23 protein-coding genes and 1 rRNA gene are annotated in these 23,359 nt (G+C 70.8%); 12 read left to right on the top strand and 12 right to left on the bottom strand.

What is annotated here, in order from left to right; genetic code table 11:
• Positions 1 to 13 precede the first annotated feature (13 nt).
• The gene (locus tag AB0B40_RS09395) at positions 14 to 439 is read left to right on the top strand and encodes an NUDIX hydrolase (protein ID WP_362263622.1); all 426 of its coding nucleotides are present in this window, start codon (positions 14 to 16) and stop codon (positions 437 to 439) included.
• A 59-nt stretch (positions 440 to 498) separates the two neighbouring features.
• Here AB0B40_RS09395 and AB0B40_RS09390 read toward each other — a convergent pair whose 3' ends face one another.
• Entirely contained in the window at positions 499 to 684 is a 186-nt protein-coding gene (locus AB0B40_RS09390; protein WP_345059079.1) for a hypothetical protein, read from the bottom strand.
• 141 nt (positions 685 to 825) lie between these two features.
• Here AB0B40_RS09390 and AB0B40_RS09385 point away from each other — a divergent pair, with 141 nt between their 5' ends.
• Both AB0B40_RS09385 and AB0B40_RS09380 read left to right on the top strand, forming a co-directional pair.
• On the top strand, positions 826 to 1,710 hold the full coding sequence (locus tag AB0B40_RS09385; protein ID WP_345059081.1) for a hypothetical protein: 885 nt from the start codon (positions 826 to 828) through the stop codon (positions 1,708 to 1,710).
• Positions 1,711 to 1,825: 115 nt separating this feature from the next.
• Positions 1,826 to 1,987 (top strand): hypothetical protein, encoded by a 162-nt coding sequence (locus AB0B40_RS09380; RefSeq protein ID WP_345059083.1) that lies wholly within the window; start codon positions 1,826 to 1,828, stop codon positions 1,985 to 1,987.
• A gap of 12 nt (positions 1,988 to 1,999) precedes the next feature.
• Here the strand turns inward: AB0B40_RS09380 and AB0B40_RS09375 are convergent, their stop codons facing one another.
• Positions 2,000 to 2,305, bottom strand: a complete 306-nt coding sequence (locus AB0B40_RS09375) for a metal-sensitive transcriptional regulator (RefSeq protein WP_345059085.1) — start codon at positions 2,303 to 2,305, stop codon at positions 2,000 to 2,002.
• Positions 2,306 to 2,520: 215 nt separating this feature from the next.
• On the opposite strand from AB0B40_RS09375, the gene AB0B40_RS09370 reads away from it, so the two are divergent.
• A complete protein-coding gene (locus tag AB0B40_RS09370; RefSeq protein WP_116150267.1) occupies positions 2,521 to 3,141 on the top strand; it encodes a DUF47 family protein in 621 nt (206 codons plus the stop codon).
• A 7-nt stretch (positions 3,142 to 3,148) separates the two neighbouring features.
• On the top strand, positions 3,149 to 4,147 hold the full coding sequence (locus AB0B40_RS09365; RefSeq protein ID WP_345059091.1) for an inorganic phosphate transporter: 999 nt from the start codon (positions 3,149 to 3,151) through the stop codon (positions 4,145 to 4,147).
• 1,188 nt (positions 4,148 to 5,335) lie between these two features.
• Here the strand turns inward: AB0B40_RS09365 and pstB are convergent.
• The 4 genes from pstB to pstS all read right to left on the bottom strand — a co-directional run bounded on the left by pstB (position 5,336) and on the right by pstS (position 9,491).
• Positions 5,336 to 6,112: a phosphate ABC transporter ATP-binding protein PstB gene (pstB, locus tag AB0B40_RS09360; protein WP_345059093.1), complete on the bottom strand. Its 777-nt coding sequence runs from the start codon at positions 6,110 to 6,112 to the stop codon at positions 5,336 to 5,338.
• Positions 6,113 to 6,184: 72 nt separating this feature from the next.
• On the bottom strand, positions 6,185 to 7,246 hold the full coding sequence (gene pstA / locus AB0B40_RS09355; protein ID WP_345059095.1) for a phosphate ABC transporter permease PstA: 1,062 nt from the start codon (positions 7,244 to 7,246) through the stop codon (positions 6,185 to 6,187).
• Positions 7,243 to 8,250, bottom strand: a complete 1,008-nt coding sequence (gene pstC / locus AB0B40_RS09350) for a phosphate ABC transporter permease subunit PstC (protein ID WP_345059097.1) — start codon at positions 8,248 to 8,250, stop codon at positions 7,243 to 7,245. Before pstC ends, pstA begins: the two co-directional genes overlap by 4 nt.
• 113 nt (positions 8,251 to 8,363) lie before the next feature.
• Entirely contained in the window at positions 8,364 to 9,491 is a 1,128-nt protein-coding gene (gene pstS / locus AB0B40_RS09345; RefSeq protein WP_345059099.1) for a phosphate ABC transporter substrate-binding protein PstS, read from the bottom strand.
• 323 nt (positions 9,492 to 9,814) lie between these two features.
• Here pstS and AB0B40_RS09340 point away from each other — a divergent pair, with 323 nt between their 5' ends.
• Positions 9,815 to 11,386 carry an FAD-binding oxidoreductase gene (locus AB0B40_RS09340; protein ID WP_345059101.1) on the top strand — a complete coding sequence of 524 codons (1,572 nt, stop codon included), beginning with the start codon at positions 9,815 to 9,817 and terminating at the stop codon, positions 11,384 to 11,386.
• Positions 11,387 to 11,417: 31 nt separating this feature from the next.
• Here the strand turns inward: AB0B40_RS09340 and AB0B40_RS09335 are convergent, their stop codons facing one another.
• The 4 genes from AB0B40_RS09335 to AB0B40_RS09320 all read right to left on the bottom strand — a co-directional run bounded on the left by AB0B40_RS09335 (position 11,418) and on the right by AB0B40_RS09320 (position 14,795).
• Positions 11,418 to 11,936: a hypothetical protein gene (locus AB0B40_RS09335; protein WP_345059103.1), complete on the bottom strand. Its 519-nt coding sequence runs from the start codon at positions 11,934 to 11,936 to the stop codon at positions 11,418 to 11,420.
• 16 nt (positions 11,937 to 11,952) lie between these two features.
• The gene (locus AB0B40_RS09330) at positions 11,953 to 12,657 is read right to left on the bottom strand and encodes a phosphatase PAP2 family protein (RefSeq protein WP_362263621.1); all 705 of its coding nucleotides are present in this window, start codon (positions 12,655 to 12,657) and stop codon (positions 11,953 to 11,955) included.
• A gap of 230 nt (positions 12,658 to 12,887) precedes the next feature.
• A complete protein-coding gene (locus AB0B40_RS09325) occupies positions 12,888 to 13,889 on the bottom strand; it encodes a bifunctional lytic transglycosylase/C40 family peptidase (RefSeq protein WP_345059108.1) in 1,002 nt (333 codons plus the stop codon).
• A 141-nt stretch (positions 13,890 to 14,030) separates the two neighbouring features.
• On the bottom strand, positions 14,031 to 14,795 hold the full coding sequence (locus AB0B40_RS09320) for a trypsin-like peptidase domain-containing protein (RefSeq protein WP_345059110.1): 765 nt from the start codon (positions 14,793 to 14,795) through the stop codon (positions 14,031 to 14,033).
• 401 nt (positions 14,796 to 15,196) lie between these two features.
• Here AB0B40_RS09320 and AB0B40_RS09315 point away from each other — a divergent pair, with 401 nt between their 5' ends.
• The 6 genes from AB0B40_RS09315 to AB0B40_RS09290 all read left to right on the top strand — a co-directional run bounded on the left by AB0B40_RS09315 (position 15,197) and on the right by AB0B40_RS09290 (position 22,462).
• Positions 15,197 to 15,505 (top strand): hypothetical protein, encoded by a 309-nt coding sequence (locus AB0B40_RS09315; RefSeq protein ID WP_014673544.1) that lies wholly within the window; start codon positions 15,197 to 15,199, stop codon positions 15,503 to 15,505.
• 171 nt (positions 15,506 to 15,676) lie between these two features.
• Complete coding sequence (locus AB0B40_RS09310; RefSeq protein ID WP_362263620.1) at positions 15,677 to 16,504, top strand: hypothetical protein; 828 nt, start codon at positions 15,677 to 15,679, stop codon at positions 16,502 to 16,504.
• Positions 16,494 to 17,843, top strand: coding sequence for a hypothetical protein (locus tag AB0B40_RS09305; RefSeq protein WP_362263619.1), 1,350 nt, complete (start codon positions 16,494 to 16,496; stop codon positions 17,841 to 17,843). The genes AB0B40_RS09310 and AB0B40_RS09305 overlap by 11 nt, the downstream gene beginning before the upstream one ends.
• Positions 17,840 to 19,396: an SCO6880 family protein gene (locus tag AB0B40_RS09300; RefSeq protein ID WP_345059116.1), complete on the top strand. Its 1,557-nt coding sequence runs from the start codon at positions 17,840 to 17,842 to the stop codon at positions 19,394 to 19,396. Before AB0B40_RS09305 ends, AB0B40_RS09300 begins: the two co-directional genes overlap by 4 nt.
• Before the next feature lie 14 nt (positions 19,397 to 19,410).
• Positions 19,411 to 20,823 carry an ATP-binding protein gene (locus AB0B40_RS09295; protein ID WP_345059118.1) on the top strand — a complete coding sequence of 471 codons (1,413 nt, stop codon included), beginning with the start codon at positions 19,411 to 19,413 and terminating at the stop codon, positions 20,821 to 20,823.
• Positions 20,824 to 20,833: 10 nt separating this feature from the next.
• Complete coding sequence (locus AB0B40_RS09290; protein WP_362263618.1) at positions 20,834 to 22,462, top strand: type VI secretion protein; 1,629 nt, start codon at positions 20,834 to 20,836, stop codon at positions 22,460 to 22,462.
• Here AB0B40_RS09290 and AB0B40_RS09285 read toward each other — a convergent pair.
• Both AB0B40_RS09285 and rrf read right to left on the bottom strand, forming a co-directional pair.
• Entirely contained in the window at positions 22,459 to 23,025 is a 567-nt protein-coding gene (locus tag AB0B40_RS09285; RefSeq protein ID WP_345059123.1) for a GNAT family N-acetyltransferase, read from the bottom strand. The two genes, AB0B40_RS09290 and AB0B40_RS09285, sit on opposite strands and share 4 nt — an antisense overlap.
• A 73-nt stretch (positions 23,026 to 23,098) precedes the next feature.
• Positions 23,099 to 23,215 (bottom strand): 5S ribosomal RNA (rrf, locus tag AB0B40_RS09280).
• Positions 23,216 to 23,359 lie beyond the last annotated feature (144 nt).

The following is a 23,359-nucleotide window of genomic DNA, read 5'->3' as shown; positions in this document are numbered from 1 at the left end:
ACGAGGAGGCGGTGTGAACGACACCGTGGTCCAGGCGGCCGGCTGTGTGCTGTGGCGCCGCTCCCCCGTCTCCGGTGACCTGGAGATCTGCCTGGTCCACCGGCCCAAGTACGACGACTGGTCCCACCCCAAGGGCAAGCTCAAGCGGGGTGAGGACCCTCTCGCCGGCGCCCTGCGCGAGGTCACGGAGGAGACCGGGTACACGGCCGAGCCCGACGGCGAGCTGCCCACCGTGCACTATGCGGCGGCCGGGCGGCCGAAGCGGGTGCGCTACTGGGCCGCGGAGGCGGTTTCCGGCCACTTCACGCCGAACGCCGAGGTGGACCGCATCCTGTGGCTCTCCCCGGCCGCGGCCCGGTCCCGGCTCACCCAGCCCCGCGACCGGGACCTGGTGGACGCCCTCGGCCGGCCGTCGGGCCTGCGGGAACGGCAGGGCTGAGCCCTCGCGACCGGGCCCGGCGCGGTCCGTTCACCGGCCGGCTCCCGGACCGGGTGCCGTCACAGGCCCGTCATGTGCCCCTCCGCGTCCGTACGGGCCTGACTGCGGGCCCGGCGGGCCGGACCGCGCCAGCCGCAGCTGCACCGGGCCACGCAGAAGCGGCCCTGTTCGTCGGTTCTCGTTAGGTGTTCCGGCCCTGAGCGGGTGTGTTCCGGCCCGTCGTGCTGCGCGGAGGTGACTGCCACCCTGGCAACGTTACCCAGCCCGCGGGAAAAGGTTCCCTGCGGCTTCCGCCCTCCCCGGCGGCGCGTGACGGGGCCCCCTACCCGTCGTTAACCGGACAACGAGGGCCCGTGACGGACACACCGGCTGGGGGTAGACAGGCGATGGATCGGCGGCAGCACAGACGCGCGGGCAGCACGGTCGCCGCGGTGGGCATCCTCCTCGGCCTCGGGACGGCCGCCACGGGCTGTACCGGCACCGGGGCCGCCGCCGAGGACGTCAAGGGCGGGGGCGACCCCGTCACCGTCCTGCACCGGGCCGGCGACGCGCTGCGGGACGCGGGCAGCTCCAAGGCCACCACCTCGATGGAGATGGCCACCGGCGGCACCCGGGTCACCATCCGCGGCAGGGGCGTCTACGACTACCGGCACCGCCTCGGCCGGCTCACCGTGATGCTGCCCGAGGACCCGGCGGGCACCGCCGGGCACCGGCCCATCACCGAACTCCTCGCCCCGGGCGCCCTCTTCATGAAGAACCGGGGCGCGGGCGTGCCCGCCGACAAGTGGGTGCGGGTGGAGACCGCCACGCTGTCCGACGGCAACCTGGTCACCGGCGGCGCGACCGACCCGTACGCGGCGGCGGAGATGCTGCGCGGGACGCGGGAGGCGGCCTTCGTCGGCCGGACCGAGGTCGCCGGGACGCCGGTGCGGCACTACCGGGGCACCGCCGACCTGGGACGTGCGGCCCGGTACGCGTCGGCCGGGAACAGGGCGTCGCTGGCCGCGGCGGCGAAGGGGTTCGCCACGGCCGTCGTGCCGTTCGACGCCTACCTGGACGACCAGGGCCGCATCCGCAAGCTCCGGCAGCGCTTCAGCTTCGTCAACGGACGGCAGCGGGCGAGCGTGGCGGTCGCCTCGACCCTGCTGCTCTACGCCTTCGGCACGCCCGTGGACGTCCGGCTGCCGGACCCGGCGGACATCTACGCGGGCCGGATCGCGGAGGACGGCCCCGCGGACGGTGCGACGACGAGACCCGGGGACGGCGCCTGAATCCGGCCAACTAGTCCGGGACGCCCTCCCGTAAGTAGCCCGTCCGTGCCATGCGCGGTGTGTGGGCCGCTGCCTACCCTAGGAAGCGGGCGGCGGCAGAGAAGAGGTGAGGCGGGTGGCTCCGGTCGGCGGCACGGCGGTTCAGGACCACGTGGCCCTCGCCGAGATCGAGCTGTGCGGAGAGCTGATCATCGCGGCCTCGGCCGCGGAGGACCGGCTCAGCCTGGAGAGCATCGACGCGGTACTGCGGGTCGCCGAGGAGCGGAACCGGGACTGAGGCGCGCTCCGCTCAGGTGCGCAGCAGCCGGCCGATCGCCTTCGTCGCCTCGTCCACCTTCGCGTCGATCTCGTCACCGCCCTTGACGGCCGCGTCCGCGACGCAGTGCCGCAGGTGCTCCTCCAGCAGCTGGAGCGCGAAGGACTGCAGGGCCTTGGTGGAGGCGGAGACCTGCGTGAGTATGTCGATGCAGTAGGTGTCCTCGTCCACCATCCGCTGCAGCCCGCGGATCTGCCCCTCGATGCGGCGCAGCCGCTTGAGGTGCTCGTCCTTCTGCTTGTGGTAGCCGTGCGTGGCGCCGGCCTCGGTCGTCGTCATCGCGGGCCTCCGTCTCGGGACGAGCCTCGGACAAGAGATGTCCATACCCCTACAGGGTATATGGTAACCGACTTCGCGGGGTAAGGAGCCCTTGGTACGCCCCCGTGCTGATCACTCTGCCCGATGGGCGACACTGGGATGCGGCCCATTAGCCGTGGCCGGATGATGCGCCTAGCATCAGCCTGACCGAAACCGAAGCACCCCGAGGACCCCACGTGCGCTTTCGTCTGACCCCCAGGGAGACGAGCTTCTACGACATGTTCGCCGCGTCCGCGGACAACATCGTCACCGGCTCGAAACTCCTGATGGAACTGCTCGGGGCGGACGCGTCTGCCCGGGCCGAGATCGCAGAGCGTATGCGGGCCGCGGAACACGCGGGTGACGACGCCACGCACGCGATCTTCCACCAGCTGAACTCCTCGTTCATCACGCCGTTCGACCGGGAGGACATCTACACCCTCGCCGGCTCCCTGGACGACATCATGGACTTCATGGAGGAGGCCGTCGACCTGGTCGTCCTCTACAACGTCGAGGAACTGCCCAAGGGGGTCGAGCAGCAGATCGAGGTCCTGGCCCGGGCTGCCGAGCTGACGGCGGAGGCCATGCCGAACCTCCGCACCCTGGACAACCTCACCGAGTACTGGATCGAGGTCAACCGGCTGGAGAACCAGGCCGACCAGATCCACCGCAAGCTGCTCGCCCACCTCTTCAACGGCAAGTACGACGCGATCGAGGTGCTGAAGCTCAAGCAGATCGTGGACGTCCTGGAAGAGGCGGCGGACGCGTTCGAGCACGTGGCGAACACGGTGGAGACCATCGCCGTCAAGGAGTCCTGAGGCGTCGATGGACACCTTCGCCCTGATCCTGACCATCGCGGTCGCGCTTTTCTTCACCTACACCAACGGTTTCCACGACTCGGCGAACGCGATCGCGACGTCGGTGTCGACGCGGGCGCTGACCCCGCGGGCGGCCCTCGCCATGGCCGCCGTGATGAACCTGGCCGGTGCCTTCCTGGGCTCCGGTGTCGCCAAGACCGTCAGCGAGGGACTGATCGAGACGCCGAAGGGCTCCACGGGACTGGGGATCCTCTTCGCGGCGCTGATCGGCGCGATCGTCTGGAACCTCGCCACCTGGTACTTCGGTCTGCCGTCCTCCTCCTCCCACGCCCTGTTCGGCGGCATGGTCGGCGCGGCTCTGGCGGGCGGTACGGACGTGCTCTGGAACGGCGTCCTGGACAAGATCGTCATCCCGATGTTCCTGTCGCCGCTCGTCGGCCTGGTCGTCGGCTACCTGGTCATGACGGCGATCATGTGGATGTTCCGCCGGTCCAACCCGCACAAGGCCAAGCGCGGCTTCCGGATCGCCCAGACCGTCTCGGCGGCGGGCATGGCCCTGGGCCACGGCCTGCAGGACGCCCAGAAGACGATGGGTGTCGTGGTGCTGGCACTGGTCATTTCCGGCCACGAGACGTTCGGCGACCCGATCCCGGTCTGGGTCAAGATCGTCTGTGCGGTGATGCTGTCGCTGGGCACGTACGCCGGTGGCTGGCGGATCATGCGGACGCTGGGCCGCAAGATCATCGAGCTGGACCCGCCGCAGGGGTTCGCGGCGGAGGCGACGGGCGCGTCGATCATGTTCACGACCGCGTTCATCTTCAAGGCGCCGATCTCCACGACCCATGTCATCACCTCGGCGATCATGGGCGTGGGCGCGACGAAGCGGGTCAACGCCGTCCGCTGGGGCGTGGCCAAGAACATCGTGCTGGGCTGGTTCATCACGATGCCGGCGGCAGCGCTGGTCGCCGCGCTGGCCTTCGGCGTGGTCAAACTCGTGGCCCTGTAAAACGGCCCCGCCCCACCCGCCCACCCTCCAGCCCGGCCGGCCAGAGGGTGGGCGCACGTTTCACACCCTCCGCCGACGGCACCAGGCCCGCCACCGGCCCCCCGGCCAACGCCCCCGTCTCCCCCCACCCCAGCCGACCGGCCCACCGGCCCATCCGCCCCGGCCCAACCCACCCAGCCCGGCCGACCTGCACATCCGCCCCAGCCCACCAGGCCCATCAGCCCCGGCCCGGCCGGCCCAGCCTGGGTGCCTCGCCGGAGCGGGCAGGGCGGGCGGCTTCGGCGGGGGCATCGGCTCGGGCCACCCAGCCGGGTCGACCGACCCACCGGCCCCTTCCGCCCCGCCCCGGCCGGGCCCATCGGCCCGCCGGGCCTTTCCCCCCGGCCTGACCCACCCGGCCAACCCCGCCGACCCGGCCACTGACCCGACCGACCGACCTGGCCCAGCCCGCCAGGCCTTCCACTCAGCCCGACCGACCAGCCGACCCGGCACATCCGGCCCGGCTCACCAGGCCCCCCGGCCCGGCCGCCCCAGCCGGCCCGCCCAGCCCGGCCGCCCCGCCGGAGCGGGCAGGGCGGGCGGCTTCGGCGGGGGCATCGGCTCGGGCCACCCAGCCGGGTCGACCGACCCACCGGCCCCTTCCGCCCCGCCCCGGCCGGGCCCATCGGCCCATCGGCCCGCCGGTCCACCGGGCCTTTCCCCCCGGCCTGGCAACCCGGCCAACCCCGCCGACCCGGCCCAGCCCACCAGGCCTTCCGCCTCAGCCCGACCGACCAGCCGACCCGGCACATCCGCCCCGGCTCACCAGCCCCCCCGGCCCGGCCGCCCCAGCCTGGCCCGCCCCAGGGGGTGGGCCGGTGGGAGGCGGGGTGCCCAGGGCCAGGGGCGAAGCCCCGCCGCGCCGGAGCTGGCGCCCCAAGCCGAAGCCGAACGCAGTGGAGCCGCCCCGGAGGGGCGAAGCCGCACCGTGCCGGAACCGGCGCCGAAGCCGAGACCGAGGCCGAAGCCGAAGCCGAAGCCGAAGCCGAAGCCGAACGCAGTGGGGCCGCCCCGGGAAGGGCGAAGCCCCGTCGTGCCGAGGCCCGAAGCCGAACGCAGTGGGCCCGCCCCCGGTAGTCGGGGGCGGGCCCTTTGCGTCCTCGCGGTGGCACCGCCATGCAGCACCGCGAGGGGTTCAGAGGAGCCGGCTCAGCCGAAGCGGCCGGAGATGTAGTCCTCCGTGGCCTGGACCGAGGGGTTCGAGAAGATCCGCTCGGTGTCGTCGATCTCGATCAGGCGGCCCGGCTGACCCACGGCGGACAGGTTGAAGAACGCCGTACGGTCCGAGACACGCGCCGCCTGCTGCATGTTGTGCGTCACGATGACGATCGTGAAACGCTCCTTCAGCTCACCGATCAGATCCTCGATGGCGAGGGTGGAGATCGGGTCCAGAGCGGAGCAGGGCTCGTCCATGAGCAGGACCTTCGGCTCGACCGCGATGGCGCGGGCGATGCACAGTCGCTGCTGCTGACCACCGGAGAGACCGGAGCCCGGCTTGTTCAGGCGGTCCTTCACCTCGTTCCAGAGGTTCGCGCCCTTGAGCGACTTCTCGACGATCTCGCTCAGCTCGCTCTTGCGGTAGTTGCCGTTCAGGCGCAGGCCCGCCGCGACGTTGTCGAAGATCGACATCGTGGGGAACGGGTTCGGGCGCTGGAAGACCATGCCGATCTCACGGCGCACGGACACCGGGTCGACACCGGCGCCGTAGAGGTCCTCGTCGTCCAGGAGCACCTTGCCCTCGACGCGGCCGCCGGGGGTGACCTCGTGCATGCGGTTCAGCGTGCGCAGGAACGTCGACTTGCCGCAGCCGGAGGGGCCGATGAACGCCGTCACAGAGCGCGGCTCGACGGTCATCGAGATGTCTTCGATCGCCTTGTGGGAGCCGTAGTAGGCGGTGAGTCCGCTTACGTCGATTCGCTTGGCCATGTCTACTTCACTTCCAGAATTTCAAGCTCGGTCGCTGTGTGGCCCCGCCCGGCGGAGCCGGAATCAGTCGCCTCAGCGACCGGACTTCGGGGCCTTCCAGCGGGCGATGCCGCGGGCCACCAGGTTGAGGATCATCACGAAGGCGATCAGCGTGAGGGAGGCCGCCCACGCGCGGTCGTACGCCGCGCCCGAGCCCGCGCTGTTGGCGAACTGCTGGTAGATGTACAGCGGCAGCGACGCCTGCGCGCCCTCGAAGGGGTTGTTGTTGATGAACGGGTTGCCGAACACCAGCAGCAGCACCGGCGCGGTCTCACCGGCGATACGGGCGACCGCCAGCATGATGCCGGTGGTGATGCCGCCGATGGAGGTCGGCAGGACCACCTTCAGAATGGTGCGCCACTTCGGCACACCGAGCGCCAGGGACGCCTCACGCAGCTCGTTCGGGACGAGCTTGAGCATCTCCTCGGTGGAGCGGACGACGACGGGCATCATCAGGATGGCCAGAGCCAGCGACCCCGCGAAGCCGAACGGCTGCATCTTGAAGATCAGCATCAGGCTGAGGATGAACAGGCCCGCGACGATCGACGGGATACCGGTCATCACGTCGACGAAGAACGTGACGGCCTTGGCGAGCCGGCCGCGGCCGTACTCGACCAGGTAGATCGCGGTGAGCACGCCGATCGGGGCACCGATGACGGTGGCCAGGCCGACCTGCTCCAGGCTGCCGATGATGGCGTGGTAGATGCCACCGCCGGGCTCGGTGTCGGCGACGACACCCATCGAGTGGGACAGGAAGTAGAAGTCGAGGACCTTCACACCGCGCGCGACGGTCACCCAGATCAGGGAGACCAGCGGGATCACGGCGACCACGAAGGCGACCCAGACGAGGCTGGTCGCGACCCGGTCCTTGGCCTGCCGGCGGCCCTCGACGCGCGCGGCGATGCCGTAGGTGCCGAAGACGAACAGGAGGGCGGCGATCAGGCCCCACTGGATCTTGCTGTCCAGGCCGGCGGCTGCGCTGATGCCGATGCCCAGGGCGATGGAGCCCGCGGCGATCGCCCACGGCGTCCACTTGGGCAGGCTGGCGGCGCGCAGGGTACTGGGGCGCTTGTCGGTGACGGCTGCGGTGCTCATGCGTTGGCCCCCGAGTACTCCGCGCGACGGGCGATGATCAGCCGGGCCGCGCCGTTGACCACCAGGGTGATGACGAACAGGACCAGACCGGAGGCGATGAGCGCGTCACGGCCGAACTCGTCCGCCTCACTGAACTTGCTGGCGATGTTCTGGGCGAAGGTGCCGCCGCCCGGGTTGAGCAGGCTGGCCTGGATGTCGAAGGTCGGGGAGAGAACGGTGGCCACCGCCATCGTCTCGCCGAGGGCGCGGCCGAGGCCGAGCATGGAGGCGGAGATCACGCCGGAGCGGCCGAAGGGCAGCACCGACATGCGGATGACCTCCCAGCGCGTGGCGCCGAGGGCCAGGGCCGCCTCCTCGTGCATCTGCGGGACCTGGCGGAAGACCTCACGGCTCACGTTGGTGATGATCGGCAGGATCATGATCGCGAGCAGGATTCCGACGGTCAGCACCGAGCGCGGCGCGCCCTGGTCCCAGGAGAAGATCCCGGTCCAGCCGAAGAAGTCGTTGAGCCAGCCGAACAGGCCGTTCATGTGCGGCACGAGGACGAGTGCGCCCCAGAGGCCGTACACGATGGACGGCACCGCGGCGAGCAGGTCGATCACATAGGCGACCGGGCTGGACATGCGGCGCGGGGCGTAGTGCGTGATGAACAGCGCGATCGCGACCGCGACCGGGACCGCGATGGCCATGGCGATGACCGAGGAGACGATCGTGCCGAAGGCCAGCACCGCGATGCCGAAGGTCGGCGGCTGGATGTTGGTGTTCCACTCGAAGGTGGTCAGGAAGTTGCCGTGGTCCTTGCTGATGGCGAGGGCGGCGCGGTAGGTGAGGAACCCCGCGATCGCGGCCATGATCACCAGCAGCAGGATCCCCGAGCCGCGGGACAGGCCGAGGAAGATGCGGTCGCCGGGGCGGGTCGCGCCGCGGGCGTTGCGCTTGCGTTCGGCCACCTCGGGCTGGGGCGGCGTCGGGGGAGGAGCGTCTGTTGTCGTCGATATGTCCATCGAGTTCTCCGGTCTGCGGAGCCGTACGCCCGAAAGGGGCCCGGCTCGTGGCGGCGGTGCACCGGACGGTGCGGCCCGGGTCGTGGAGAACCGGGCCGCACTCACGGATCAGGTCAGCTCAGGCCGTCGATGGTCGTGCGGACCTTGGCGATGATCTCGGCGGGCACGGGCGCGTAGCCGATGCTCGGGAGGATCTTCTGGCCGTCCTCGCTGGCGATGTAGCGCAGGAAGGCCTTGGTGGCGGGCAGGGTGTCCGCCTTGTTGCCCTTGTCACACGCGATCTCGTAGGTGACCAGGGTGATCGGGTAGGCGCCCTCGGCCTTGGTCTTGTAGTCCAGCTTGAGGGAGAGGTCCTTGCCGGTGCCGATGACCTTCGCGGCGGCGATGTCGGCGGTGGCGCTCTCGGAGCTGGGGGCGACCGGCTTGCTGGCACCGGTGTCGATGGACACGGCCTTGATGCCGTCCTTGACGTAGGACAGCTCGAAGTAGCCGATGGCGCCGGAGGTCTGCTTGACCTGCTGGGCCACACCGGCGGACTGCGGAGCGGACTGGCCGCCCTTGGCCTGCCAGGCCTTGCCGCCGTCGTACTTCCAGTTGGCCGGGGCGGTGGCGATCAGGTACTTGGTGAAGTTGTCCGTGGTGCCGGACTCGTCCGAGCGGTGGAAGGCCTGGATCTTCAGGTCGGGGAGCTTCACGCCCTTGTTCAGCGCGGCGATCGCCGGGTCGTTCCACTTGGTGATCTTGCTGTCGAAGATCTTGGCGAGCGTCGGGGCGTCCAGGACCAGGTTGTCGACACCCGGGACGTTGTAACCGATGGCGATGGGGCCGCCAACCATCGGCAGGTCGATGCCCTGGCCGCCGTTGCAGACCTTCTTGGAGGCCGTGACCTCTTCGGGCTTCAGCGCCGAGTCGGAGCCGGCGAAGGCGACCTGGCCCTGCGTGAACGCGGTGACACCGGCGCCGGAGCCGCCGCCCTTGTAGTTGATCTGCACCTTGCACGCCTGGGAGAACTGCTTGACCCAGGCGTCGATCGCGTTCTTCTGCGCGGAGGAGCCGTCTGCGAGGAGCTGACCCTTGGCGTCGTCGCACTTGATCGACCCGGCGTCGGTGGACGCGGACGAGTTGCCCGTCTTACCGCCACCGTTGTCGTCGGAGCCGCACGCCGTCAGGGCAAGGGCGCCGGTGACGGCGACAGCACCGAGGGAAAGGGCACGCAGCCGGTTCTTGCGCTGAAGCATCACTTTTCGGAAGTTCCTTCCAGGAGCCGCCGCTGTCGGCGGCGCGCGAGGGTAAGTGGGTGCGGGAGCGCATCCGTAACCGCGCTTCACACCGTGTAGGGCCGAAATTAGGCAGATCAGGTGAAGCCGCCAATGGCCAGAAGTAAACGGAGGGTGAACCCCTGCCGTCGGCCTGGTTAGGTCACGGAATGCTCACGGGGAGGGCACGCGAAGGTTCCGGCGATCGGGTTACACGGACATGTATTCGACGCTCCTCACCCGATCGGGGGAACCCCACGACGCGGGCCGTCGTCTCGTTCCAGGGAAGCCGAGGAAAGGCGACGGACATGGAACGGCGTACGTTCATCTCGGGCGGCGCGGCCGCCCTGGCGACGACCGCACTCACCGCGTGCGGTGCGGGCGGAGGTTCCTCCGCCCCTGCGGCGGCCCACACCGCTACGCCGTCGCGTCCATCCTCTCTGACGTCGCTGAAGACCACCAGCGCGAGCGCCGCGGCGAACTGGACCGCCCTCGCCCGTGACCTGGACGGCACCCTGCTGCGGCCGGGTGACGCCTCCTGGACGACCGCCCACCAGCTGTACAACACCCGCTTCGACGGCCTGAAGCCGGCCGCGGTGGCCTACGTCGCGCACGCCGCCGACATCCGTACCACCCTGGCGTACGCCCAGGCCCACCACATCAAGGTGGCGATACGCAACGGCGGCCACTCCTACGCGGGCTACTCCTCCGGCGACAACCGCCTCATCCTCGACGTCTCCCGGCTCAACCGGGTCCGGGCCGGCGGCGGCCAGGCCGTCGTCGGCGCCGGCGCCAAGCTGATCGACGTCTACCGCGGGCTGGCCGCGAAGGGCGTGACCATACCCGCCGGCTCCTGCCCCACCGTCGGCGTCTCCGGCCTCGTACTCGGCGGCGGCCACGGCGTCGCCTCCCGCGCCTACGGCCTGACCTGCGACAGCCTCACCCAGGCCACCCTGATCACAGCGGACGGCACCCAGCTCACCGCCGACGCCACCCACCACTCCGACCTCTTCTGGGCGCTGCGCGGCGCCGGCAACGGCAACTTCGGCGTCGTCACCGAGCTGCGGTTCAAGACCCATGCCGCGCCGCAGGCCGTGACCGCCTACCTGACGTGGCCGTGGTCCAAGGCCGCCAAGGTGCTCAAGGCCTGGCAGGAGTGGGGACCGGGCCAGCCCGACGAGATCTGGTCCTCGCTGCACCTGTCGTGCTCCCCGGGCCGCACCCCGGCCATCTCCGTGTCCTGCTTCTCCCTCGGCACCTACGGCGAGCTGCAGAACGCCGTGGACCGCCTGGCCCACCTGGCCGGCGCGAACGCCGCCTCGGTCTCCCTGCGCCGGCGGGGCTACGAGGAGGCGATGGAGATCTACGCCGGGTGCTCCTCCTTCTCCACCGACGCCCAGTGCCACCTGCCGGGGTCCACCCCGGGCCGCTCCGCACAGGGCAGGCTGGGCCGCGAGACGTACGCGGCCCGCTCCGACTTCTTCGACCGCTCGCTGTCCGCGGCCGGCATCCAGACCGTGCTGAAGCAGATCGCCGCCGTGCGGGGCGGCGGGGGCAGCATCGCGTTCACCGCCCTCGGCGGCGCGGTCAACCGGGTCTCCCCGACCGCGACCGCGTTCGTCCACCGCCGCTCCCGGATGCTGGCCCAGTACATCGCCTCCTGGGGCGCGGGCGCCTCCGGCGGCACCGCCCAGTCCTGGCTGACCTCCGCCCACGACGCGATGAAGCCGTACGCCTCGGGCGCCGCCTACCAGAACTACACCGACCCGACGCTGACGGACTGGAAGAAGGCGTACTACGGCGACGCGGGGGCCCGGCTGGCCAAGGTGAAGAAGGCCTACGACCCGCAGCGCTTCTTCTCCTACGGGCAGGGGCTGTAGCGCGCGGGGGCCACGGCCCGCGCCGCGGCCGTCAGCAGTGGCAGAGCACGTCGACCAGGACGGTCTCCGGGTCGAGGTGCCCCAGACGGTCGGCGGCCCACTCCCAGTAGCCCTCGGTGCCGGCGTCCCGCCAGCGGCCGTCGGGGGTGAGCAGGGCGTGCCCGGGGACGGCGCCACGCGGGTCCGCCCAGGCGGCGTGCGGCGTGTCGTGCCCCCGTACCGCCCCCCGCACCACCCGCCGGCGCATCGCGGCGAGGTCGAGCAGTCCGCGGGGGCCGCCGTAGCACTCCAGCGGGCCGAGCGGCGCGGGACCGGCCGCGCCGCCCGGGACGGTGCCGGCGGTGAGGAGCCTGCGGTCGCCGTCGTACTCGGGCCGGACGAGGTACGGGGTCTCGGGGCGGGCGTGGATGACCCACCCGTCCCACTCCCCCACCGGATTCCAGTCGTCCGTGGCGTTCATGTCGTACGGCGCCATGGCCACGGCTATCGCACCCGGCACCCGGCGGGGCGGGGTGGGCGGCAGGCACACCGTGGCGAAGAACTTGGTCATGCGGCGCAGCGTAGGGCTACGCCGCCAGGTCGCGCTCCTCGGATTCCACCGGCGTGCGGGCGCTGGGCAGCACGGTGTCCCGGCCGCTGCCGGCCGCCGGCCGGCGCCGGACGAGCCGGCCCGCCCGGGGCGAACGCTCCACCGCCCGCACCAGCGGAGTGAGGAGGGCCATGGCCGGCGGGGACAGCAGCAGGACCACCGCCGTGCCGAGGGCGAAGCCGCCGACGACGTCCGTCGGGTAGTGCACGCCCATGTAGACCCGGCAGAAGCCTTCCAGCAGGGCCAGAGCGATACCGGCGAGACCGAAGCGGCGGTCGGCGACGAAGAGCCCCACGCCGAGCGCCATCGTGATCGTCGCGTGGTCGCTGACGAAGGAGAAGTCGGTCTTGCCGCCGACGAGGACGTCCAGGCCCTCGTGGTCGACGAAGGGGCGGGGGCGCTCCACGAAACCGCGTATCGGGACGTTCACCAGGACCGCGAGGCCGGCCGCGAGCGGGGCCCACACCAGCGCCGCCACCGAGGGCGCCGCGTCCTCGCCGCCGCGGCGCCGCACGGACCACCAGCACCACAGGACCAGCAGCACCATGGCGAGCAGCAGGCCGTACTCACCGACGAACTCCATGGCCCGGTCGAACCCGCCGGGGGCGTCCTTGGCCAGGCCGTTGATGTCGAAGAGCAGGCCGACGTCGGGGTTCGATCCGGATTCGGCGAGTACAGCCATGGTGCTGCGGCCCCTTCGTCGTTCGTCCGGACGCACCGGTTGTGCGTCGCTCCTGCCCCCCGTGGCACGTAGATCCGCATCCGCTGCACTGCCGTACTGACGTCCGCTCGGCTACGTCAACAGGAACGCACAGCCACCATCAATACGTTCCACTCTCCACTGAATGATCACGCAGACGTTATCGAAGAGAGACTCGTCATCGCAGCTCAGGGGGCGGCTTCCCGCTCAGTTCACACAGTCGTGGGGAGCGCTTTCGCGCCATCCTCGGTTACCCGGGTGGCACCGAAGTAGTCGGGGGTGTCTACGGGGTCGAACCGGATCACGGCGCCGGTGCGCGGGGCGTCGATCATGTACCCGCCGCCGACGTAGATCCCCACGTGCCGGATGGCCCGGGAGTCGGTGTGGTCGTCCGAGAAGAACACCAGGTCACCCGGCAGCAACTGGTCCCGCGAGGGGTGCGGTCCCGCGTTGTACTGGTCGTTGGCCACGCGCGGCAGGCCGATCCCGACCTTCTCGTACGCGGCCTTCGTCAGGCCCGAGCAGTCGAAGCGCCCGCCCTGGTCGGCCGTGCCGTTGCCGCCCCACAGGTAGGGCGTGCCGAGCCGGCTCTGCGCGAAGGCGATCGCACCGGCGGCCTGCCGGGTGGGGTCGATCCGGGTGACCGGCGCGGCGAAGCTCTTCTCCAGGCTGCGGATCCGCTGGACGTAGTTCTGCGTCTCGCTGATGGCCGGAACCCCGCCGGACCTGATGACCCGGTAGGCACCGGCGTTGTAGGCGGCGAGCATGTTGTCGGAGACGTTGCCCGGCACGTCCTTCACGTACTTCGCCAGCTCGCAGTCGTAGGAGGCGGCCGACGGGATCGCGTCGGCCGGGTCCCAGATGTCGCGCCTGCCGTCACCGTCGCCGTCGATGCCGTGGGTGGCCCAGGTGCTGGGGATGAACTGGGCGATACCGCGGGCGTCGGCCGGGCTGACGACGGTCGGGTTCCACCCGCTCTCCTGGTAGAGCTGGGCGGCCAGCAGCGCGGGGCTGAGCGCCGGGCACAGGTTGCCCCACTGCTGCACGAGCTGCTTGTAGGCGGCGGGCACGGCCCCCTTGGCAAGCCCCCGGCTCCCCGAGGTCACCCCGTTGACCAGGTTCCCGGCCACGATGTAGACGCCGACGACGAGCAGCGTGACGAAGCTCAACCCGGCGCCCGCGAGGGCGCCACCGACGATCCACGTCCTACGCACCGTCAACCGCCCCTCAGCGTCGGCCAGTCCACCCGGAGCAGTCTAGAAGCGGACGCGTCACGGCACGAGAACATCGGCCAAGCCACACCACACGACGCCGTACGCGCGCATCCGCCCGCGCCTGCGGTGTTCGGCCACCGGTCAGTGCGCGGCGGCCTCCTCGTACAGGCGGGCCGACTCGGCCCGGAGCACCACGCTGTAGGAGATGTCGGCCGTGGCGCCGCCCCTCTCATGGCCGCCGAGGACGCCGACGACCTGGCCGTCGCCGTTGACCCAGGGGCTGCCGCTGGTGCCGCCTGCGAAGGACGGACAGTCGATGCGCTGCTGCGTACGGCTGTGCCGGGTCGGTCTGTTGCTGCACGTGATGGGCGTCTCACGGGACTCGGGGTAGCCCGTGACCGTCACCGGGGTGGCCCCGGTGGCCACCCCGGTCGTGAACCGGTTGGCCCCGACCACGCCCTCCAGCGGCGTGCCGTCCCGGTCGGCGACGGCGGCGAAGGCGACATCGCTGTCCTCGTCCTCGTCCTCGGCCCACCCGTCCGGCAGGTACCGCCGCGTCACCTGCCACACCCCGTAGGGCGCCTGGGCGTCCCGGTACCCCGGCACGAACACCAGAGCGTCGTCACCGTCCACACAGTGCGCCGCGGTGAGGATGAGATCGCCCCGCGGACTGTGCACCACCGACGCGGTACAGAAGTGTCCGCCCTCCGGCCGGCCCGCCCCGTCCGCCGCGAACAGCACACCCACGCGGGCGCTCCTGCGGTTCGCGACGGCGTCGGCGGTGACCCCGAGGGGACCCCGGCCGTCGTCGGCGGCGGCCACGGAGGCCGACGTCAGCGCGAGCAGCACCACAGCGCCGAGCAGCGCGGGCCGCGAGGTGATGGAGATGCGTTGAATGCGCTTCATCAGGCCTCACTTTGCGCCACGAAGGTGAGAATCCCCCTCCCACTTCCCTGAGATTCCCCTGTGAACACCTCGGGACCACGCCCGTCGGCTCCTCGGGCGGGCGGCCGCGCCCGGGCCCGTGAGAACATCGAGGCGGCCTCTCACCCGACCAGCCGTCAGAAACCGTGCCAGGCCGTAAGAGGGGTCAACGACGGAACCACACGACAGGTTCCGGTCGGACCTCGTTGCCCGGCGTGACCTGCCGTGATACACAGAGTGACCGTACGCGCCATTCGTACGAAACCCGCCAGTCAATGACGTCAAGTCGACATACGTGGGCGACGTTGTCGGCGACAATGAGGCCTGTCCTCTGCACACGGCAGGGGCACACGCGGAACTACCCACCAGGGGCGGTGACTTACATGCTCTTTGCGGCCGACAAGGGAGACATCAACACCATCATCGGCGGGATCGCTCCGGACTGGGGCCCCTTCGGCAGCCTGGGCAACGAGGCCAAGGTGATGATCGAGGTGGTCATGGCCGTGGCCATCCTCCTCTGCCTCGGCATCGCGGTATGGGGCGCGGCGAAGCAGCGCATCGGCGCGACGGCGCTCCGGGACACCTTCAGCGCGGAACAGGGCAAGGGCCTGATCATCGCCGGCCTCACCGGGGTCTTCATCATCGGCTCCCTCGGCACACTGTTCACCATCGTGTACGGCATGGCGGTGTAGCCCCACCCCTTCCGGGCACGCCCGGCCGCGGCTGTCCCCTCCACCCCACCCACCCGTCGTGCCCACCGGCTGAGGTTGCGTCTCCCTGATGTCGAGTCACCACACCGCGCCCGCGCGGGAACCAGCACGGCTACCGTCGTATGTCTACGAGGTGGAGGGGGCGTACGCGGCATGAGTCCCGGAGACGACCAGGGCTACAGCGACTACATGGAGACGGGCCACACCCGCACCCGCCTCCCGGAGACCGACCCCTACGGCGGCGCCCCACGCCGCCCCAACCGCTCCTCCTCCAGAAGCCTGGTGACGGTGGTCGGCGTGGTCGTCCTCCTCATCGCCGCCATCGCATTCGCCAATCGGGGGGGCGATTCGTCTTCCGACGACGCGTCCGCGAAGACCGACAAGCCGGCATCCTCCATGACATCGGCCAGCGGCACCCGCCCGGTGGACAGCAGGACCGCCGGAGTGCCGACCGGGTTCGCCCACACCGAGCAGGGAGCACAGTCCGCGGCATCGAACTACGCCGTGGCGCTGGGCTCAACGGGCATGTTCAACAAGGACAGCCGCCATACGCTCCTGCAACTCCTCTACACCCCCGAGGCAGCGGTCCGTCTTCAGAACACGATGGACCAGGCCTATTCGACCGACTTCCTCGCCACGATGGGCCTCGACGCCGCGGGCAACGCGCCGAAGGGCAACACGTTCGTCTCGCGGGTGATCCCGGTCGGTACGACGGTGCGGCAGTACTCGGCGGACAGCGCCAAGGTCGCCGTCTGGTACGTCGGTCTCATCGGAATGGCCGGCAGCACGTCGACCGACCCCGTCACCTCGTCCTGGAAGACATGGACGTTCGACCTGCGGTGGTCCGACGGCGACTGGAGGATCGACTCCGAAACGCAGCAGGACGGCCCCGCCCCGGTGCCCGGCGACGACAAGGCCGCCACCTCCGACGAGATCAGCAAGGCCATCGAAGAGTACGGAGGGTTCACGTATGCCCGGTAACCCGCAGCGTGCGCTCAGGCTCGCCGGAGTCGTGGCAGCCGTACAGACCACGGCCGTACTGCTGGCCACACGCGCCTTCGCCGCGCCCACGCCCACACCGACGCCCTCCGGCGGCGCGTCGCCCTCGCCGTCGACGGGAAAGTTCAACTGCGGTGCCATCCCGGGCGAGGCCAAGAAGTACTGCGAGCGCGGTAACAGCCCCAGCGGGTCCGGAGGCGTCACCACCCCGGACGCCTCCACCCTCGACCCCCTGTCCTCCCTCGCCAAAGGCTGTGCCGAGGCCGCCGCGTGGACGGTGGACAAGCTCAGCAAGGCCGTGAAGGAGACCGCCACCGTCGACTTCACCAATCAGGCCTTCCTGAAGCAGTACGCCGTCGTCTTCGCCGCCTCCACCATCCTCACCCTCCTGCTGTGGCTGCTCGCCGTCGCCAAGCGGGCCGTACGCGGCGTGCCGCTCACCACCGCCATCTCCGAAGCCGTCGGCTTCCTCTGGCTCACCGTGCTGGCGTCCGCCTTCACCCCGCTGATCCTCTACACCGTCGTCTCGGCGACCGACGGCGTGACGGACGTCCTCGCGAAGGCCACCGGCGACCAGGCCGACACCTTCTTCGGCACCTTCTCCGGCGCACTGAACAAGGGCACCGACATCGGCGGCGGCCCCATCATGCTGATCGTCGTCTCCCTGGTCAGCATCCTCGCCGCCGGCGTCCTGTGGCTGGAACTCGTCATCAGGGCCGCGCTCCTCTACGTCGGCGCCCTCCTCGGCACCGTCGTCTACGCCGGACTGGTCGACAAGAACCTCTGGGGACACGTCAGGCGCTGGGCCGGCATCATGATCGCCGTCATCCTCGTCAAACCCGTCATCGTCATCGTGCTCGGCCTCGCCGGCGCACTCGCCGGCGGCAACGGCCCCGACGCCTTCTCCGCCGTCGTCTCCGGCCTCGCCATCATCCTGCTGGCCATCTTCGCCAGCGCGATGATCTACCGCTTCGTCCCCGGCTTCGGCGACGAGATCGCGAGCGGCCGCAACAACCGCATCATGCAGGGTGCCGAGGGCAAGGCCGCCGCCGTCATCAGCTCCCCCGCCACCCTCGTCGCCCAGGGCATCAAGGCCCACAGCACCCGCGCCGACAGCAACGGAGGCGGGCAGGGCAGCGCCACCCCCCGCCCGGCCAACCCCGCCTCCGGCGGCGTCGCCGCCCACAGCAGCCGTACCCCCACCGGGGGCACCGGCGGAGCCGTCCCCTCCGCCACGCCCGCGCCCCGCGCGTCCAGCCCGGTCAACACCCCGCACGCCAGTAACACCCGCAACAACCGCTCGGGAGGTGAAGGGCGTTGACGACCGAGTCCCACCTGTCCCATCCGGTCACGCCCCGCCGTACGTATCTCATCGGCCGCGCCCGGCCGAACGCGATCGTCGGACGGAACCGCGAGTCCGGCGAGATCGCGCTGATCATCGCCGGCGCGTTCCTCGGCATGATGTGCGGCCTCCTCGTGCCGGTCCTGTCCCTGCGGATCCTGCTGCTGACGGGCTTCCCGCTGCTCGCGCTCGCCGCGGTCTACGTGCCGTACAAGCGCCGCACCTTCTACAAGTGGTTCGAGATCAACCGCTCGTACAAGCGGACCCTCAAGCGGGGTACCACCTACCGGTCCGGCGCCGCCGAGGCAGGCACCCGGATCGACGGCCGGGAGGTCGAGATCGGACCGCCCCCGGGCATCGGACGCATCAGCTGGCTCGCCGCGCCCTTCGGGCCCGACGAGATCGCCGTACTCCTGCACGCCGACCGGAAGACCGTCACGGCCGCCATCGAGATCGAGGGCCCCGGCGTCGGTCTGCGCGACTCCGAGGACCAGGAAGCCCTGGTCGACCGCTTCGGCACGCTGCTCAAGCACGTCGCCAACGGCGACGGCTTCGTGACCCGGCTGCAGATGCTCGCCCGCACCCTCCCCGCCGACCCGGACGCGCACGCCAAGGACGTCACCCTGCGCGGCGACCACCGCTCTCCGGACTGGCTCCGGCGGTCCTACGACCAGCTCCAGTCCATGGTGTCCACCAGCAGCGAGCAGCACCGCGCCTACCTCGTCGCCTGCATGCACTACAACCGCGAACTGGCCGCCGAGGCACACGCCATGGCCCGCGCCGCCCGCGCCCACGGCAGCAAGGTCGACCGGGACGCCGGTCTCGCCGTCGTCATGGCCCGTGAGCTGACCGACATCTGCTCGCGGCTCCAGGAGGCCGACATCCGGGTACGGCAGCCGCTCGGTCAGGGCCGGCTGTCCTCCCTCATCCACTCCATGTACGACCCCGACCACCCCATCGACCACATCCAGGCGATGACCCAGCGCAACGCCTGGCCGGCCGAGCTGGACGCCGTGGAGCCCACCTACCTCCAGGCCAAGACCCGGGAGTCCAGCACCCGCGCGCCCTGGTGCCACGCCACCGCCTGGGTGAAGGAGTGGCCCATGACCCCGGTCGGCGTCAACTTCCTCGCCCCGCTCCTCGTCCACACCCCGGACGTCATCCGCACGGTCGCCGTGACCATGGACCTCGAACCCACCGAGGTCGCCATCGAGCGCATGCTGACCGAGAAGACCAACGACGAGGCCGAGGCGTCCCGGGCCGCCAAGATGAACCGGACCGTCGACCCCCGCGACATCGCCGCCCACAACCGCCTCGACCAGCGGGGCGAGGATCTCGCCAGCGGCGCGGCGGGCGTCAACCTGGTCGGCTACATCACCGTCTCCTCCCGCTCCCCGGAGGCCCTCGCCCGCGACAAGCGCACGATAAGGGCCTCCGCCGGCAAGTCGTACCTCAAGCTGGAGTGGTGCGACCGGGAGCACCACCGCGCCTTCGTGAACACACTTCCCTTCGCCACCGGCATCCGAAGGTAGGGGCTGATTCACCGATGCGGGATCCGCTGTCCGTCCTCACCGAGGCCTTCACCTCCTTCCTCTTCGGGAAGGTGGAGACGACCCGGCTGCCGGTACGCACCTCCACCGGCCAGGCCCAGGCCGTCTACCTGCCCACGGCCGCGCCCGGCCTCGGTGACTCCGGCGTCATCATCGGCCGCGAGGTGTACTCCGGAAAGGGCTACATCTACGACCCCTTCCAGCTCTACGGCCAGCAGCTACCGGCCCCCCACTGGCTGGTCCTCGGCGAGTCCGGCAACGGCAAGTCGGCGCTGGAGAAGACGTACGTCCTGCGCCAGCTGCGATTCAAGGACCGCCAGGTCGTCGTCCTGGACGCACAGGGCGAGGACGGGGTCGGCGAGTGGAACCTCATCGCGCAGGAACTGGGGATAACGCCCATCCGGCTGGACCCCACGGCGGCCCTGAACCACGGGATCCGGCTCAATCCGCTGGACCCGGCGATCACCACCACCGGCCAGCTCGCACTGCTCCGGACGATCATCGAGGTGGCGATGGGCCACGGCCTGGACGAACGCTCCGGGTTCGCCCTGAAGGTCGCCCACTCGTACGTCAACGAGACCATCCTCGACCGCCAGCCGGTCCTGACGGACATCGTGGAGCAGCTACGGCACCCCGAGCCCGAGTCCGCCGAGGCGATGAACGTCGCCATAGACGACGTACGCGCCTGGGGCCTGGACGTCGCCCTGGTGCTGGACCGGCTCGTCGACGGTGACCTGCGCGGCATGTTCGACGGCCCGACCACGGTCGGCATCGACCTCGACGCGCCCCTCATCGTCTTCGACCTGTCCCACATCGACCGCAACTCCATCGCCATGCCCATCCTCATGGCGATCGTCGGCGTGTGGCTGGAGCACACCTGGATCCGTCCCGACCGGAAGAAGCGCATCTTCCTGGTCGAGGAGGCCTGGCACATCATCAACAGCCCGTTCGTCGCCCAGCTGTTCCAGCGGCTGCTGAAGTTCGGGCGCCGGCTGGGCCTGTCCTTCGTGGCGGTCGTCCACCACCTGTCCGACGTGGTCGACGGGGCCGCGGCGAAGGAGGCGGCGGCCATCCTGAAGATGGCGTCGACCCGGACGATCTACGCCCAGAAGGCCGACGAGGCCCGGGCGACCGGCCGGGTACTGGGCCTGCCGCGGTGGGCCGTGGAGATCATCCCGACGCTCACGCCCGGCATCGCCGTCTGGGACGTCAACGGCAACGTCCAGGTGGTCAAGCACCTGATCACGGAGACGGAACGCCCGCTGGTCTTCACCGACCGCGCGATGACCGAGTCCTCCGCCGACCTCGCGGCCGACGACGCACTGCGCGCCGCCGAGCTGGAGGCCGAACAGCGGGCCGCGGCCTTCGTGGAACAGCATCTGGGCGACTCCGAGTCGACGGTGGCGTAGGGAGCGCAGGGTGAGACCGGACGATCGCCGTGACAGCCGCCGGGAGGGCCAGGGCGGCATTCCCGACGGCCTGCTGATCGGCATCCTCGCGTTCCTCCTCGGCATGACCGTCCTGGTGTGGACCGCCACCGGCCTCGGTGCCTGGTTCGCCCGGGGCGCCTGGCCCGACGGCGTCACCTTCACCCGCACGCCCCTGGCCATGCGCCACCTCATCGGCCGGCCGCACGACCTCACCGGCGCCTGGCCCGACACCCCGCCCGCCCAGCTGTCCGGCTGGGGCCTGTTCTGGGGCCTGTTCATCGGCCAGCTGATGATCCTGGTCGTCGCCGCGGTGTTCGTCATGGGCACGATGGCACGCTGGCGCGCGGGCCGGGCCGCACGCCGGGCCACGGGCTACCCCACGGACCAGCCCGCACCGCCACAGCCACAGCCACAGCCACAGCCACAGCACGACGGATCTCAGCCGCGCCACGGCGACCGGCAGCCGCGCTACGACGGACCTCAGCCGCGCGACGGCGACCCGGAGCCGTGCTACGACGTTCCGGCGCCCCGTACCGAGCCCGGACCCCGGTACGAGATGCCGGCGCCCCGCACCGAGCCCGAGCCGCTGCCGGCGCCGCCCCCGCAGAAGACGGTTCCGCACGCACCGGCCGCCGGCGTCCAGGCCGCCGACGGCGGGCCGGCGACCGCGTGGGAGAGGGAGACCGGCCGCGCCGACCGCACCGTGCTCTACGCCCCGCCCGCGGTCCGCCGGGCGACCGCGGCGCGGGCCATCCAGGACGCGGCCGGCCCGGCCCTCGTGGTGACCTCGGACCCGGCCCTGTGGGCGGAGTCGAAGGACGCCAAGGCCAAACTCGGTCCCACCCTCCTCTACGACCCCGCGCACCTCTGCGACACCCCGGCCCGTCTCCACTGGTCCCCCACCGTCGGCTGCGCGGACCGGCAGACGGCACTGCACAGGGCGACGGCGCTGCTCGCCCCGGTTCAGCCCACCGCCAGGATCGACCAGGCGGTGGCGGACACGGCGATCACCCTCCTGCGCAGCTACCTCCACGCCGCCGCCCTGGAGAACCGCACCATCCGGCACGTCCACCGCTGGGCCCAGGGCACCCAGGTACAGGACGCGGTCCGCACCCTCCGCACGCACCCCAAGGCCGCCCCCGGCTCCGCCGGCGAGCTGGAGGCGGCGCTCACCGCGCATCCCGAACGCCGGGACATCGCCCAGGAACTGACGAGCAGGGCACTCTCGGCGCTGTTCACGGTCAACATCCGCGAGTCGTGCACACCCAACCGAAATGATGCGCTGGCCTTGGATTCCTTCGTCCACGAAGGGGGCACGCTTTATGTGGTCGGTGAATCCATCGAGGACCCGAGGAGTCATCCCGGCGCGATGCCGCTCCTGACGGCCCTCGTCTCCAGCGTGGTCGAGCACGGCCGGCACATGGCCGAACGGTCATCCTCCGGTCGGCTCGACCCACCACTGACCCTGGTCCTGGACGACATCGCGGCCGTGGCCCCGTTCCCCGAGCTGCCGGCCCTCCTCACCTCGGGAAGCGGCCAGGGCCTGCCCACACTCGCCCTGCTCCGCTCCCGCGAACAGGCCCGCGCCCGCTGGCCGCACCAGGAACTGCCGGTCTAGGACGGCCGCTCCAGGACGAACTCCAGCTCTTCCTCGGCCTCGTTCTTCGAGAACGCCACGACCCGGCCGCTCGCCTCGAAGCCGAGCTTCCGGTACGCGGCCTGGGCACGGGTGTTGTCCTTGTGCACGAACAGCCGTACCCGCTCGGCCGCTCGCTCCCACGCCCACTCCACACCGGCGTCGAACAGGGCTCCGACCAGTCCGTTCCCGCGGTGCTCGGGCCGTACGAACACGCCGACCATGTGCCCCTGCCGCAGCTCGACCGGAAAGCCGGCCCAGTCCTGCGTCCCGGCCTCCTCCACGAGGAGGGTGACCGAGCCGGCCCAGGTTCCGTCGGGTGCCTCCGCGATGAACTGCCGGGCCGTCGGGGACCCCGTGCCGGAGTGGACCGCCCGGTCCTGCCAGAAGGAGTCCGGTCGGGCCGCCGCGTCCTCGTACGTCTCCAGAAAGGCGAGATGCGCGACCGGGTCCCGCAGCGCGTCCAGCCGCAGCTGCTTCACCCGTTCCCACTCGTCGGGACGTATGGCTCGGATGACGTAGTCATTCCTGGTAAAGGTGGTCATGTGGTCACGGTAGCCCGGCCCGGAACGCAGAAAACCCCCGCATCAGCCCGATGCGGGGGTTTTCCCAAAAATTGTTCGGCGGCGTCCTACTCTCCCACAGGGTCCCCCCTGCAGTACCATCGGCGCTGTGAGGCTTAGCTTCCGGGTTCGGAATGTAACCGGGCGTTTCCCTCACGCTATGACCACCGAAACACTATGAAACTGAACGCCGCACCATGTGTGGCACATGGGGCTGTTCGTGGTTTCAGAACCAACACAGTGGACGCGAGCAACTGAGGACAAGCCCTCGGCCTATTAGTACCGGTCACCTCCACCAGTTACCTGGCTTCCAGAT

It is taken from the genome of Streptomyces sp. NPDC042638, from assembly GCF_040647235.1.
Lineage (GTDB): Bacteria > Actinomycetota > Actinomycetes > Streptomycetales > Streptomycetaceae > Streptomyces > Streptomyces rameus.
The sequence above is the reverse complement of the archived record's forward strand: the minus strand, read 5'-3'. Positions and strand labels throughout refer to the sequence as shown.

Excerpts from the sequence above, each read along its gene's own strand:
- AB0B40_RS09385 (WP_345059081.1), top strand. The coding sequence starts at position 826 with ATGGATCGGCGGCAGCACAGACGCGCGGGCAGCACGGTCGCCGCGGTG.
- AB0B40_RS09375 (WP_345059085.1), bottom strand. The coding sequence starts at position 2,305 with ATGACGACGACCGAGGCCGGCGCCACGCACGGCTACCACAAGCAGAAG.
- AB0B40_RS09365 (WP_345059091.1), top strand. The coding sequence starts at position 3,149 with ATGGACACCTTCGCCCTGATCCTGACCATCGCGGTCGCGCTTTTCTTC.
- pstB (WP_345059093.1), bottom strand. The coding sequence starts at position 6,112 with ATGGCCAAGCGAATCGACGTAAGCGGACTCACCGCCTACTACGGCTCC.
- pstA (WP_345059095.1), bottom strand. The coding sequence starts at position 7,246 with ATGAGCACCGCAGCCGTCACCGACAAGCGCCCCAGTACCCTGCGCGCC.
- pstC (WP_345059097.1), bottom strand. The coding sequence starts at position 8,250 with ATGGACATATCGACGACAACAGACGCTCCTCCCCCGACGCCGCCCCAG.
- AB0B40_RS09340 (WP_345059101.1), top strand. The coding sequence starts at position 9,815 with ATGGAACGGCGTACGTTCATCTCGGGCGGCGCGGCCGCCCTGGCGACG.
- AB0B40_RS09335 (WP_345059103.1), bottom strand. The coding sequence starts at position 11,936 with ATGACCAAGTTCTTCGCCACGGTGTGCCTGCCGCCCACCCCGCCCCGC.
- AB0B40_RS09330 (WP_362263621.1), bottom strand. The coding sequence starts at position 12,657 with ATGGCTGTACTCGCCGAATCCGGATCGAACCCCGACGTCGGCCTGCTC.
- AB0B40_RS09320 (WP_345059110.1), bottom strand. The coding sequence starts at position 14,795 with ATGAAGCGCATTCAACGCATCTCCATCACCTCGCGGCCCGCGCTGCTC.
- AB0B40_RS09315 (WP_014673544.1), top strand. The coding sequence starts at position 15,197 with ATGCTCTTTGCGGCCGACAAGGGAGACATCAACACCATCATCGGCGGG.
- AB0B40_RS09310 (WP_362263620.1), top strand. The coding sequence starts at position 15,677 with ATGAGTCCCGGAGACGACCAGGGCTACAGCGACTACATGGAGACGGGC.
- AB0B40_RS09305 (WP_362263619.1), top strand. The coding sequence starts at position 16,494 with ATGCCCGGTAACCCGCAGCGTGCGCTCAGGCTCGCCGGAGTCGTGGCA.
- AB0B40_RS09295 (WP_345059118.1), top strand. The coding sequence starts at position 19,411 with ATGCGGGATCCGCTGTCCGTCCTCACCGAGGCCTTCACCTCCTTCCTC.
- AB0B40_RS09285 (WP_345059123.1), bottom strand. The coding sequence starts at position 23,025 with ATGACCACCTTTACCAGGAATGACTACGTCATCCGAGCCATACGTCCC.